This is a genomic window from Erythrobacter sp. KY5 (genome assembly GCF_003264115.1).
In the GTDB taxonomy this organism is placed as follows: domain Bacteria; phylum Pseudomonadota; class Alphaproteobacteria; order Sphingomonadales; family Sphingomonadaceae; genus Erythrobacter.
In genome coordinates, this window is sequence record NZ_CP021912.1 from 926,825 (window position 1) to 940,081 (window position 13,257).

Sequence of the window (13,257 nt, forward strand, 5' to 3'; positions counted from 1 at the left end):
CGGTCAGTCTTCCGGAGCGTGCTCGCGGACCCCTACCGAAAGCATCCAGCCCACCAGATAGAGGCAGAGGGTGCCGAACAAGACTGCGAGAATACTACGAATTCGGTTGGGGAGAGTCGCAACATCAGGGCGATTTGGCTCAACCACCCGCTCAAGATAATATTGCTGTTGCTTGGCCTCCACGCGCGCCTGCTCGAGCGCAGCGTTGGCTGCCGTCAACGTCTGTTCAGCGAATTCCTGCTCGACCAAAAGATTCTCGTATTGCGTGATCTTCGCAGCGATTGCGTTTGGACTGCCAACCGCCCGGGCGGTTTGTTCAGCGACCTGCTGCGAAATGCCTGCAATGCGATCACGAAGCGCTGGAATCGAGGGATGGTTGGGCGCGTTGCTCTGGATCTCGGCAAGCTGCGCGCGCAGTGCGGATTCTTGAGTTATCAGCGCGTTCGATACTTCCAATACTCCAGCCCCCTGTTGCTCAGGGTCGAGCAATTGCGATGAATTGCGGTAAGCGCCAAGCTGGATACGCGCATCGCGCACTCGTTCCTGCGCAAGTTCCACACGATCTTGAGCCTCTTCGATCGCCTGCGAGTTTACGCGCGAATTGAGCCGGTTCACAAGCTGCTCACTGAGATCGAGAAACCCTGCATTAAGCTCTTGCGCTTCCTCTGCAGTGAAGGCGTTGACCTTTAGCACAGTCAGGCCGGTTTCCGAATCGGTCTGCGCAGAAATCATCGACTGCGAGTACTCGTACAGGTCTTCAAAGCTGTCGCCTTGGTAAATCAGCGGGAACCGGCTCAAAAAATCAGCTTCGCTCGATGCGAAAGCACCGCGCACGTCGATTGTTTGCGATAGATCGGACAAGGCGTCGCGTGATCGCAGATATCCGATAATCTCGCTCGACTGTTCCGCGCCAGAGCCCAGCCCCGTGCCTTGGAGCAAGGTGCCCAGCGCCGAAGCGCTGGATTGTTGCCGCTCAGGCGCCTTGATGACGAAGCGGGACTCCGATTGGTAAATGTCGGCAGCAATGAACCCGAAATAGAGCGCCGCCAACAAAGTAGGCGCAATCACGCACGCGCCAAACCACCGCCAACGCCTGAGCATGGTGTAAAGCTTGGAAGTCCTTCCAGTCGCCTCTGCTTGGCGCTGCAGTTCGGGGTCATGTTGCATTTCTTAGGGTCTTAATTCAGCAAATCTGGTGAGGCGCATATCGTCGCGATGAAACAGCCGCCTGAGGATCAACGCGCCCCATAGCAGCACTATTATGAATTTCCCAAGTCGTTTCAGTAACAGCGCCGTTAAGGAGGGCATTCACAATAGCCCGAGAACCCGCCGCGCCGCCAGACTGATTGCGCGCCTTATCCCGCCTTTGCCACCAGCCACGGCTCGCAGGATGGTCTTGAAATCAGGCCGCAATGTCGCGCGGTCATCGAGGTTGCGAAAAATCGACCAGAACCGCTCACCTCCCAGCACGTGCGGCATCAGGAACACGCCGTGATAGCCAAATGCGGCATCCGGGTCTCCTGCTCTTTCGGCAGCGAACCTGTTGGCTAGCTCCACGGGCGCGAAAGTCATTCCTTGCGCTTCTAGAAAGTCGCGATTTGTCCGGCCGATTGCAATGTCCTCGGGGTGGTGCGCCTTAAATCCATCGGCGCGGCACGCTTCCAAAAGGCGGCGGCTGCGGAGCGAGAAGCCACCGTTGCCGACTTCGTGTCCGTCATCGAATTGCGGCCAGCTTGCACCGATATAGTCGTAGTCGAGAAATGCATCGTCCCATTGCGAAGCGTCGGCAATGTGCCCGTCCCACTGCACGATCAGGCAGTGCTCCGTGCGTATGTGATCGACAAGCCGGGACAGGATGAATTGAGAGTAGGCTTCGGAGGAGCGCAGCTGATCGATGGGAACGATACGAATGTCCTCAGGAACATCCGGAACCGTTCCTGAAGTGTCGAGATGGGTGAATAACAACGCCTCAGCGAACTCCGCCTGCGCGAGGCAGGCCTCCATCGCACGTATCGTCGCTTCGACGTTCGACGAGCTGACGGCGCACAGGGTTACGTTTTTTAGCGTGATGCGCTGGCCTGGATTGTCTGGAGAATGAGACATGCGACTCATGGTTACAGGCGCAAGACGAACTGCTCGCTGTAAGGGCTTAGTTCGGGGTGGTGGAAGGGGTCGTGCGCGGGTCTTTCGCCTATTTCTTCGCTCATGACAAGTTGTGTGCCCCAGCGTTCCTGCAGCGCTTCTACCTCTCGTCTCTGTCGAGCACTGCCGACAGGATCAAGATCACGGCCGCGCGATACGGATTCGTGATGTACCAATTGCGCGCGCGGCTCGTATAAGTTGTGCCATCCCTTCGCTCGTAGCCGAAGGCAAAGATCGACATCGTTGAACGACACGGCGAATTTGTCTTCGTCGTATCCTCCCACTGCGTCAAATTTGTGCCGGGAAACCACCATGCACGCCGCGGTCACCGCGCTTGCGAATTGTGGCAGATTGTGACGCTGAAAATAGCCCAGGTCTTTCGGGCGCAGCAATCGGTGTGCGTGCGCCGCCGCTCCGCCGATGCCGGTTACAACGCCGGCATGCTGAATGCGGCCATCGGGATAGAGCAACTGCGCGCCGACTGCCCCGACTTCGGGGCGGATGGCCTGGGCGGCCATGGCCTTCAGCCAACGCGGGTCCGCGATCTGAATGTCGTTGTTTAAGAAGCAGAGCAGCTCGCCCTTCGCCTCAACTGCTGCCCGATTATTGAGCGCGGAAAAGTTGAAGTCTCGATCATCGCGCAAAACGCGCGCGAAATCAGGATCGAGGCTGGCGAGGTAGTCGCGCGTCTCGGGATCGGTGGAGCCATTGTCGATCACGATGATTTCCGTGCTCTGCGGATAGTCCGTTCGCGCTAGCCCTTCGAGGCAGGTGCGCAAGAGGTCAACGCGATCGCGAGTGGGCACCAGCACACTTACGCTGGGGAGCGGCGACCCGGGTTTCGGGTGCGCCGTTGGTACGCGTGGCTCTGGCCTCTTCCGGCGATGGTGAAGCACCGTCGGGCAATGAATTACCTCACCGCCCAGTTCGCGCGTTGTGGAGATGCCGTGCTCAATGAGCGCGCGTGCCCAGTCATCGCCAGGCTCAACTCGCAAACCCGCCCGCACAATTGCAGCGCCGGTCAGGTAGTCATGGTACTGGAAAAGCTCACTATTCCAATCCGGCTTGAAATGTGGAGCTTTGCGTTGGCCTTTGCGGTCGATCAGGTCGTCATCGGCATAGATCAGGCAACCCGACTGCGGCGCAGCGTCGGCGGTGTTGCGATAGATCTTTCCGGCACGCGGATTGACACGGTCGCCGCTCGCCAGGGGCATCACCCAAAGCTCGCCTTGCTCATTCGACAGAGCGCGTAGCGCGGCATCAGCATCATGAGCTATGATCTGCGCTTCGATTCCAGCCTGTCTTAGGCTTTCGAGCGTCGCCTCCGTTCCATCGCCGTCCTCGACAAGCGCAATCAGTCGCGCCGATCCCATCTCCTCTGGCGTATCACGCTCATTTTCGCGCAAAGCCTGCCAAAGGTTATAGGCGTGCGGAGTGCTTCCCAGAATCGGAGCGAGGCGAAGCCGTGCTCGCAGCCTCTTGCCGGTTAGCCGCCAAAAGGCGCACTTTGCATAAAGCCACGGTGACAGCGCCATTGCCTGGGCATGCACCAGGAGGCGCAGATAAGCTGTTTTTCCGCTCACTTGGTGAGCAATGGACGCCACCAGTGCTCGTTGGCAAGATACCAACGCAATGTCTGTCGAAGACCTTCTTCGAAGGTTCGTTCAGCCGCATAGCCGAGTTCGCCGCGTGCCTTGGTTTCATCGATCGCATAGCGGCGATCGTGGCCTGCGCGGTCGGTTACGAACGTTTTGAGCGTGTTGGTAGGCTTGCCGTTTGCAGCGGGCGCATCGGGATAGCGCTGTGCGACGCCATCAACTTCTTCGAAGGCTCTGTCCACTTCTGCGCAGATCGCGTCGATAACTGCCATGTTCGGCAGTTCCTCGCCGCCGCCGATATTGTAGGTCTCGCCGGGCACACCCTTCGAAAGGCAGGCTTCGATACCCCGGCAATGGTCCTCAACATGCAGCCAGTCGCGCACATTCATTCCGTCGCCATAGATCGGAAGGTTCTTGCCCGACAGAGCGTTGAGCAGAAACAACGGGATCAGCTTTTCGGGATACTGGTATGGACCGTAATTGTTCGAGCAATTGGTGGTTGTCACATCCAGCCCGAACGTGTGGTGATAGGCGCGCACGAGGTGATCGGACGACGCCTTGGATGCCGAATAAGGAGAATTGGGTGCGTAAGGCGTGGTTTCGCTGAAAGCCGGGTCGTCGGCGCCGAGCGATCCGTAGACTTCGTCGGTTGAGATATGATGGAAGCGATGTTCCATGCCGTCGCCATCTAACCAGACAGCTCGTGCCGCCTTGAGCAGGCTGTTGGTCCCAAGGATATTTGTGTCGATGAACGCATCGGGACCGGTAATCGAACGGTCTACATGGCTTTCGGCGGCGAAGTGCACGATGGTTGCGATGTCGCGCTCGCGCAGCAGCTTTTCGACAAGGTCTTGATCGCGGATATCGCCCACGATCAGTTCTGCCTGCTCAACCCCTTCGATGGTTGAGCGATTGCCCGCATATGTCAGAGAGTCGAGCACGACGATCGTATCGCCGGGATGCTTGTCGGCCCAATAGTGCACGAAATTGCCGCCGATGAAGCCTGCGCCTCCGGTGATCAGCAGATTAGCCAAGTGTCTTCTCCTCGCGCAGCATCTGCCGCAGGTTTATCCGCCAGTGCGTATGTCCATCCTGAAGCAGGGCGCGGGTCTTGCTGCTGTCCAGTAACGAGAAAGCGGGGCGCGCTGCCGGTGTGGGATAGTCGGCGGTGGTGATGGGTGTGATCGGAATGGCCGCGTCGAGAAGGCCGAGCGCGAGCGCCTCTTCCTGGATCGCGACTGCAAAATCGTACCAGCTAGCGGTGCCGGCATCCGAATGGTGAAACGTGCCACTGGCGTCTTTGCTCAAGAGGCCCCAGATCGTGGCAGCAAGGCCCGGTGCCCAGGTGGGCGCACCAATCTGGTCGGCAACCACGTTGAGCGCAGGTTTTTCGCACATCAATCGAAGCATCGTTCGAACGAAGTTTGCCCCACCCGCCGTGTACACCCAAGCAGTCCGTACGAGGACGTCGCTTGCCCGAAGATGGTCCTCACCCTCTGCCTTGGTGCGGCCATAAACGGATATCGGTGCGCGTGGGTGCTCCGGCTGGTAGGCGCGAGAGCTTTGACCGTCGAATACGAAGTCTGTCGAGACGTGAACCAGCTTGCCATGATGTGCTTCACAAAGCGCCTTCACCGCACCTGCATTGATAGCGCGCGCGGTCTCCTCATCGCTCTCTGCCTTGTCGACCGCGGTGTAGGCGGCGGCGTTGATGATGATGTCCGGCGACACCTTTTGAACGAGGTCGCGAATAGCATTCGCGTCGGTCAGGTCACACTCATCGATATCGACCGCGTGCAGCTCTGTGCCGGCGGGTGCGCTGGCAACAAGCCCGCGGCCAAGCTGGCCCTTTGCGCCTGTGATCAGAACCTTCACGCAAACGCCTCCACCTGCGAAAGTGACTGACCGTCGCGATCCTTGGCCGACAGTTGTACTTGGAGCCCTGCGATTGGCCAATCGATACCAACCTCGGGATCGTCCCATGCCAGCGAATGTTCCGTCTGCGGAGCGTATGGCGCGTCGCATTTATAGAGGAAGTCGGTGTTGTCCTCTAGCGTCAGGAAGCCGTGAGCAAAGCCTTGCGGCACCCAGAACATGCGCTTGTTCTGCGCTGACAATTCAACCCCTACCCATTTGCCGAAGGTGGGCGAAGATCGCCTGAGATCGACCGCGACATCGTAAACCGCGCCGCTAACGACGCGGACCAGTTTGCCTTGTGGCCCCGGGTTCTGGAAATGCAGGCCGCGCAGCACGCCCTTTTGTGAGCGCGAATGATTGTCCTGCACGAAAGTCATGTCGAGGCCAGCGTCCGCAAACGTCTCGGCGTTCCAGCTTTCCATGAAAAAGCCTCGTTCGTCGCCGAATACCTTGGGTTCGATTATCAACGGGCCGTCGATTTCGGTTTCGATGATGTCCATTCGACTGCTGTTTATCCAATCATGGGCTGATCGAGCAGACCGAGCAGGTATTCGCCATAGCCCGACTTGCGCAGAGGCTGTGCGATCTCTTCAAGTCGCGCGTCGTCAATGAAACCCTGACGCCACGCGATCTCCTCGGGACAAGCGATCTTGAAACCCTGACGCTCCTCGGTGATGCGCACATATGTCGCCGCGTCCAGCAGAGAGGCGTGCGTTCCGGTATCGAGCCATGCAAATCCGCGACCCATTATCTCAACCGACATCGACCCCTCGTCGAGAAAAAGGCGGTTCAGGTCGGTAATTTCCAGCTCGCCGCGCGCTGACGGAGCAAGATCACGGGCACGATCGACAACTGTTTCGTCATAAAAGTACAGGCCGGTCACCGCATAGTTCGACTTGGGTGCTTGGGGCTTTTCCTCGATCGATATGGCGCGACCCGTGTCATCGAATTCGACCACCCCGAAATCTTCCGGAGAACTCACACGATAGGCAAAGACGCTCGCCCCGCTTCCGCGCTTGTTGGCGTTGCGAAGCAGCTCGGGAAGCCCGTGGCCATAAAAGATATTGTCTCCGAGGATCAGCGCGCTCGGGCCCCCACGAACGAAATCCGCGCCAATATGATAAGCCTGAGCAAGCCCTTCTGGCCGGGGTTGCTCAGCATAGCTCAGATTGACCCCGAGATCCGAACCATCGCCGAGCACGCGTTGGAACTGTGCGGCATCGTCGGGCGTGGTGATGATAAGGATATCGCGAATGCCCGTCAGCATCAGTGTGCTGAGCGGATAGTAGATCATCGGCTTATCGAAGACAGGCATCAATTGCTTCGATACGCCCTTTGTAAGCGGATAAAGCCGAGTGCCTGATCCACCGGCCAGGATTATACCTCTTCTAGGCTGGGAACTCACTGCCACTTCCTAAGTAAATGCTACCGTAACTGCAGGCGCGCGCTTCGCAGCATCGCGGTTGAGGGTCAACAACGATGATCGAAACCCGTATCCATTGATTGCTCGATTGAAGGGATTAACCGGCTTCGATCTAACTGGCCACGCCGGCGGAAATCAGCAGAGTTTCTCTGGCGGCCCCAAAGTCCAGCGAGACGAGGTCGGGCGCAAGTCCACATTCACCAGGGGCAATCGTTGCCTGCCCGCCCTTCGCGCCAACCGTGCCGCTCAGAGGCAGAATTAGGAACGGCCCGTGGTGAGATGCAAGTGTGGCTTCGCTAGGCTCACCCTCGATCCGGTCCATCCGGAAAAACGGAGCGTCGATCAGCGTTTGTCCGCGTTCGGATAGATTGCTGTGCAGGTCCGGCGAGTACGGCGAGCAGTTGGCAACCGCTATCGCGCGCTCCAGATGAAGTGCGCGCGGCCTTCCATAATCGTAAAGCCTGAAAGTCGTGGAGCTTGTCTGTTGGACCTCGACCAGCGTCACGCCCGGCCCGATTGCGTGCACAGTGCCCGCCGGGAGGTAGAAGATGTCGCCCTCTTTTGCCGGATGCCACATCAGCATCTCTTCGATGGATCCATCGACCGCTGCGCGCTCAATGTCGTGACGACTAAACTCTTTCTTGAAGCCGATAGCGAGTTTTGCGTCCTCCTGCGCTGCGATGACCAGCCAGCATTCTTCCTTGCCAGCTTCACCGGGCAAAGCATCCGCGTCAGAGGGATGAACCTGAACCGAAAGCTTTTGTGAGGTGAAGAGGTACTTGACGAGAATGTCTGGCATCTCTTCGGGCGGCTCAAACCAGATTTCGCCGATCCGCGCGCCCGCCGGTGCAGAGAACGGGGCTGGGAGCGTATCGCAGCCCCATATCTTCTCTACTAACCGGGTTGCGAGATGGCGGGTTTCCAGCGGCACTATGCTTCACCCTGAAAGAGCGCTCCGGGAAGCTTGCCAACCATCTGCGCCTTGTCTCGAGAAGTCACGAGCACCTCGTCACCATTGACTACGACACAGACATTATCCAGCCCGATGACAGAAATCCGAGGCCCGTCGGAAAAAGCGAGCACATCATTGCATTCAAGAAAATCGGCCGGACCTCTTGCCAGATTGCCCTCTTTTCCGAGACCGTCATTTGCATCGCAGATCGTCTTCGCAAGTGAATCCCAGTCGCCGATATCGGACCACCCCATGTCGGCACCGACCATCGCTGCGCGCGACGTATTTTCCATCACGGCATAGTCGATCGATTCTCCCGTGATCTTTTCGAGGGGTGCTGCGGCTGGGCGGAAGGATGTTTCGGTGTTCTGGCCATTATCGATGCTCTTTTCGACCAAGGCTGCCATTTCAGGCCGATGGCGGTTCAACTCTTTCAGCAAGAACCCGGCGCGGAAGGCAAAGATGCCTGCATTCCATTTGAATTGACCCGAAGCGAGAAACTGTTTCGCGGTCTCGAGGTCAGGTTTTTCGACGAATTTCGCGATCCGATGCCCACCGGTCAACGGGTCCCCGGTCTGTAGGTAGCCATAACCTGTCGCGGGACCGGTTGGCTCGATAGCAAGCGACACAAGCCAATCCTGCGATGCAAGCCGCGATGCCGCGAAAACGGAGGAATGAAAGGCATCGACATTCGAAATGTGATGATCGCTTGGGCAGACCAGCATTATGTCGTCAGGCGGCAAGGTATGAGCTGCCAGCGCTATCGCCGCCGCCGTGTTGCGTGCGCACGGTTCGATCACGATCCGGACATCGCCCGAAGCCTGACTGGCGACAAGACTGGAATGCGCTTCTCCGGCCACGACCGTCGGCGCCGCAAAGCGGTTGGGATCCGACACCCTGTCGATGCTTTGCTGAAAAAGCGTTCGGTCACCCAATAAAGGCAGAAACGGTTTTGGAAACGAGTTTCTGCTGACCGGCCAAAGGCGCGTGCCACCGCCACCGCACAAGATCACCGGATGGATAGGGTTGTCGACACTCACGCAGGTGGCCTCAAATAGTTTACCAACGTGCTGGGTCTAATAGACGCGGACCGGTTATGGTATCCTTTAAGAACCGAAATGGTGCCAGCAGTCATTCCCTTGGTAGGCTTGTACAGCGATAGGTGAATAACGCCATGGGACGGAAGCATGCGCGCGTCATGCGTGAGTCCCAGAACTCTCCCCCGAGGATACCGCGGCCAGCGTGACGGGATTGTTTCACTCTGGTCGATACTGTCAAAAAACGGTTATCCACGTGTCGCAACCGCGTAAAGCCAAGCCACTAGGCGAAGCCCTCATCAGGTAAAGACCGATGGGGGACCCATGCTCAATAACAGACTTCTCGTATCCGCAGGTGCATTCGCGCTGGCTACTGCAATCGCTGCTCCTGCCATGGCGGGCGAAGTCCGGGGGATTGTCGCCGATGCTGGCGACACCGACGCCCTGCAGGCCGCCGAAGTCCGCATTGAAGAGCTTGGTCGTCGCACCACAACATCGCGCGACGGCAGCTATGTCTTTTCCGACGTGCCCGAAGGCAGCTACACCGTGACCGCCAGCTATGTCGGTGCTGAACCGGTCAGCTTCACCATTGCCGTCCCGCGCGAAGGCCGGGTCACGCAGAACTTTGCCCTTGGGCAGAGCGGTTCTCAGATCCTCGTTATCGGCCAGAGTGCAAGCCAAGCATCGGCCCTGTCGCGCAAACGCTCGGCCGATGGCGTTTCGGATGTGCTGACCCGCGATTCCATCGGCCAGTTTCCCGATCAGAACGTCGCCGAAAGCCTGCGGCGTTTGCCGGGTGTCAATGTCCTCAACGATCAGGGGGAGGGGCGCTTCGTTGCGGTGCGCGGTCTCGACCCCAATCTCAACGCCACGTCGATCAATGGCGTGCGCATCCCATCACCCGAAGGCGACATTCGTGCGGTCGCGCTCGATGTGGTTTCAAACGAGATCATCGAATCGATCGAAGTGAAGAAATCTCTCACCCCCGACATGGACGCCGACACGATCGGCGCGTCGATCGAGATCAACACGACCAGCGCCTTCGACCGCCGCGAAGACCTCTATGTGCTGCGTATCGGCGGCAGCTACAATGACCTGCGCGACGAACTGACACCGGATCTTGGCGCAAACTTCGCAACGCGCCTGACCGAGAATTTCGGCGTGAGCGGCGGTCTCACATTCTACAATCGCGAATTCCAGACCGACAATATCGAGGCCGACGACTGGACCGAGGATGGCGGGCTGATTTACGCCGAAGAAGTGCAATATCGCGACTATCTGGTCGAGCGCGAACGGATCAGCGCCTCGCTTGGCTTTGACTTGCGCGTCGGCGACACGACCGAGCTTTACCTGCGCGGCGTCTGGAGCCAGTTCGACGATCAGGAATTCCGTCGCCGCCTCGTCTTCAAGCTTGAGGATGCAAATGTCTCGGGCAGCGGGCTCGCCCCTCAGTTCGACGATGCCGACGCCCTGATCGAAGTCGAACGCGACGTTAAAGACCGCTTCGAACGCCAGCGTATCCGCACCCTAACTTTTGGCGGCGAAAGCGATTTTGGCGGCCTCGATGCAGAGTATTCTGTCAGCTGGGCCAAATCGACCGAGTTCGAAAATGGCAGTGTGGACCCGACGATTTTCCTCGGCGAATTCGAAGACAGCGGGCTTTCGCTCGGCTTCGACTACGGCGACGAACGCCGCCCCGCGTTTAATATCACCGGAAACAGCGCGGGCTTCTTTGATCCGACCCTCTATGCGCTGGACGAGGTTGAGTTCACCGCGCTCTCTGACGCGGAAGATGAAGAATTCGCCGGGCGCCTCGACCTTGGGTACGACTTCGTCTCAGACGGCGGGGTCTTCCGGATACAGGGCGGTGTGAAGGCCCGCCTGCGTGAGAAACAATTCGAAGGGACGATCGAATTTTACGAGCGCGACGACTACTTCCTGTCCGATGTGCTGGGCGAAGGCCCCTCGAACACCCTCGCCAATCTCGCGCCGCTGCCCGGCCTGACCGAAGCCAGCGACTTCTTCTTTGCGAACCGGAACTCCTTCGACCTCATCCAGCCGGACAGTGCGATCGACAGCGCGAACGAGGATTATACGGTCGAAGAGGACATTGTTGCATCCTATCTGCTTGGCCGCTGGGAGAGCGATGACCTGCTTGTGATCGGCGGCGTTCGTTACGAGCGCACGGACAACACTCTCAATGGTTTCACCACCCGGCTTGACGACGTCGGGGACGATGAAATCGTGACCGTCACCCCGCTCCTGTTCGAGCGGGATTACGATCACTGGCTGCCCAGCGTAAACCTGCGCTACGCTGCACAGCCGGACCTCATCCTGCGGTTTGCCGGATATCGCAGTCTGGTGCGCCCCAACTTCGAACAGCTGGCCCCGCGTGTGGAGATCGACGAGGATCAGGAAGCGGTGATCGGCAATCCGCTGCTTCAGCCGACGACAGCCTGGAACCTCGATGCGTCGCTCGAATATTATATGACGAATAACGGTGCGATCACCGCAGCTGTCTTCTACAAGGATCTCGACGACTATATCGTCGGAGTGACATTCGACAGTCCGGGCAGCTTCCTCGGCACCGACTTCGAAGAGGCTGAAAGCTTCATCAACGGAGAAAGCGCGGAGATTTTCGGGGTCGAGCTTGGCTTCTATCAACAGCTCGATTTCCTTCCCGCGCCGTTTGACGGTTTCCTGGTACAGGCTAACTACACCTATACCGATGCCGAGGGGGCGGTGATCGACGGGGAGATTGGCGCGCCGGGCGACACGCCGACCTTCCGCAATATCGAGCTGCCGGCCACCAGCGAGCACACCTTCAACGCCGTGCTCGGTTATGAGAAGGGACCGATCAGCCTGCGCCTCGCCGGCACATATCGCGATGGCTTCCTTGACGAGATCAACGCGGATGGCCCAGACTTCGATCGCTTCGTCGACGATCATTTCCAGCTCGATTTCACCGCGCGCTATCAGGTGCTCGATCAGGTCCAGCTCTATTTCGAATGGATCAACATCAACGATGCCGAATTCTTCGCCTTCAACAATCTCGGGGGCAGGCAGAACAACCTGCAATATGAAGAATACAGCTGGACGATGAAGGGCGGCGTGAGGCTGACTTTCTGATGAGCGCGTCCATGAAGCTTCAGCCTTTCCGTTGTTTTGCCGCCGGTGTGATGGGCCTTGTCGCGTCGTGTGCAACTATACCGGTCATGGGCGATCCCGCCGTCACCGTCTTCGCTCAAGCCGAGACAGTGCCGGTGGGCACCACCAACGAAGACGCCGCAGATGATCCTGCGATCTGGCGAAACAATGCCGATCCCGCATCGAGCCTGATCGTCGGGACCGACAAGAAGGGTGGACTTTATGTCTACAACCTTTCGGGCGAGCAGCTGTCCTTCATGCCGGCAGCCGGGCTCAACAATGTCGACCTCGTCGAACTGCCGGACGGCGAGGTCCTCGTGGCTGCAAGCGACCGGAGCGATCTTGCCACGGCGCATGTTCAGCTTGCAACGCTCGATAAAAGCAGCGGCAAATTGACCCCCACTGAGCGCATCGAAGTGGGAAGCGGGGAGGGTTACGGCATTTGCATGATCGCGGTCGCCGCCGACAACTCTATAACGATAATCAGCGCTCCAAAGAATGGCATCATCTACCGCACCGACCTCGCATTAGCGGGCGAAGGCCTAGCCACGCGGACCCTTACAACCGTCCCCAGTCAGCCTGAGGGCTGCGTGATTGATCCAAGAACGAACACGCTTTACATCGGCGAGGAAATGGCAGGCATCTGGGCCATCGACCTGGATAGCGGAGACAAGCGCCTGGTCGCGTCGGTCGACAACGCGATGCTCGTCGCCGATGTCGAGGGTCTGGCGCTTGCACCTGAGGGAGACGATGCCGGCTATCTGATCGCCTCCTCGCAAGGTGACAATGCCTATGCCGTCTATGCACTACCGGAATACGAACCTGTAGGCCGGTTTCGCATTGCCGCTGGCAGCGTGGGGAGCGTCGAGGAAACCGATGGTATCGAACTCGACACGCGCGGTTTCGGCCCCCAATTTCCCGCCGGGTTGTTCGTCGCGCAAGACGGTATCAACCCACCTCGTGCGCAAAACTTCAAGCTGGTGCGATGGGATGAGATTATCGCCCGATTGAAGGGCTCTCCTCAGAACTAGGTTTCGTCTG

11 protein-coding genes are annotated in these 13,257 nt (G+C 58.6%); 2 read left to right on the top strand and 9 right to left on the bottom strand.

Going from position 1 to position 13,257, the window contains the following annotated elements; all coding sequences use genetic code 11:
- Positions 1–3 precede the first annotated feature (3 nt).
- From CD351_RS04485 to CD351_RS04525, 9 genes are all read right to left on the bottom strand, one after another.
- Positions 4–1,167 (bottom strand): Wzz/FepE/Etk N-terminal domain-containing protein, encoded by a 1,164-nt coding sequence (locus CD351_RS04485; protein WP_111991505.1) that lies wholly within the window; start codon positions 1,165–1,167, stop codon positions 4–6.
- Between the two features lie 141 nt (positions 1,168–1,308).
- Positions 1,309–2,103 carry a DUF5672 family protein gene (locus tag CD351_RS04490; RefSeq protein WP_234027223.1) on the bottom strand — a complete coding sequence of 265 codons (795 nt, stop codon included), beginning with the start codon at positions 2,101–2,103 and terminating at the stop codon, positions 1,309–1,311.
- A gap of 11 nt (positions 2,104–2,114) precedes the next feature.
- Entirely contained in the window at positions 2,115–3,746 is a 1,632-nt protein-coding gene (locus tag CD351_RS04495; RefSeq protein ID WP_234027224.1) for a glycosyltransferase, read from the bottom strand.
- Entirely contained in the window at positions 3,722–4,774 is a 1,053-nt protein-coding gene (rfbB, locus tag CD351_RS04500; protein ID WP_111991506.1) for a dTDP-glucose 4,6-dehydratase, read from the bottom strand. The genes CD351_RS04495 and rfbB overlap by 25 nt, the downstream gene beginning before the upstream one ends.
- A complete protein-coding gene (gene rfbD, locus CD351_RS04505) occupies positions 4,767–5,615 on the bottom strand; it encodes a dTDP-4-dehydrorhamnose reductase (protein ID WP_111991507.1) in 849 nt (282 codons plus the stop codon). The genes rfbB and rfbD overlap by 8 nt, the downstream gene beginning before the upstream one ends.
- A complete protein-coding gene (gene rfbC / locus CD351_RS04510) occupies positions 5,612–6,157 on the bottom strand; it encodes a dTDP-4-dehydrorhamnose 3,5-epimerase (protein ID WP_111991508.1) in 546 nt (181 codons plus the stop codon). Before rfbC ends, rfbD begins: the two co-directional genes overlap by 4 nt.
- An 11-nt stretch (positions 6,158–6,168) precedes the next feature.
- The gene (gene rfbA / locus CD351_RS04515) at positions 6,169–7,062 is read right to left on the bottom strand and encodes a glucose-1-phosphate thymidylyltransferase RfbA (protein WP_111991509.1); all 894 of its coding nucleotides are present in this window, start codon (positions 7,060–7,062) and stop codon (positions 6,169–6,171) included.
- A gap of 130 nt (positions 7,063–7,192) precedes the next feature.
- Positions 7,193–8,011, bottom strand: a complete 819-nt coding sequence (locus tag CD351_RS04520) for a class I mannose-6-phosphate isomerase (RefSeq protein ID WP_234027225.1) — start codon at positions 8,009–8,011, stop codon at positions 7,193–7,195.
- Positions 8,011–9,054, bottom strand: coding sequence for a mannose-1-phosphate guanylyltransferase (locus CD351_RS04525; RefSeq protein WP_234027316.1), 1,044 nt, complete (start codon positions 9,052–9,054; stop codon positions 8,011–8,013). The genes CD351_RS04520 and CD351_RS04525 overlap by 1 nt, the downstream gene beginning before the upstream one ends.
- A gap of 339 nt (positions 9,055–9,393) precedes the next feature.
- Here CD351_RS04525 and CD351_RS04530 point away from each other — a divergent pair, with 339 nt between their 5' ends.
- Complete coding sequence (locus CD351_RS04530; RefSeq protein WP_111991511.1) at positions 9,394–12,198, top strand: TonB-dependent receptor; 2,805 nt, start codon at positions 9,394–9,396, stop codon at positions 12,196–12,198.
- Positions 12,198–13,247 carry a phytase gene (locus CD351_RS04535; RefSeq protein WP_234027226.1) on the top strand — a complete coding sequence of 350 codons (1,050 nt, stop codon included), beginning with the start codon at positions 12,198–12,200 and terminating at the stop codon, positions 13,245–13,247. The genes CD351_RS04530 and CD351_RS04535 overlap by 1 nt, the downstream gene beginning before the upstream one ends.
- The last annotated feature ends 10 nt before the right edge of the window (positions 13,248–13,257 follow it).

Excerpts from the sequence above, each read along its gene's own strand:
- CD351_RS04530 (WP_111991511.1), top strand. The coding sequence starts at position 9,394 with ATGCTCAATAACAGACTTCTCGTATCCGCAGGTGCATTCGCGCTGGCT.
- rfbC (WP_111991508.1), bottom strand. The coding sequence starts at position 6,157 with ATGGACATCATCGAAACCGAAATCGACGGCCCGTTGATAATCGAACCC.
- CD351_RS04485 (WP_111991505.1), bottom strand. The coding sequence starts at position 1,167 with ATGCAACATGACCCCGAACTGCAGCGCCAAGCAGAGGCGACTGGAAGG.
- CD351_RS04490 (WP_234027223.1), bottom strand. The coding sequence starts at position 2,103 with ATGTCTCATTCTCCAGACAATCCAGGCCAGCGCATCACGCTAAAAAAC.
- CD351_RS04535 (WP_234027226.1), top strand. The coding sequence starts at position 12,198 with ATGAGCGCGTCCATGAAGCTTCAGCCTTTCCGTTGTTTTGCCGCCGGT.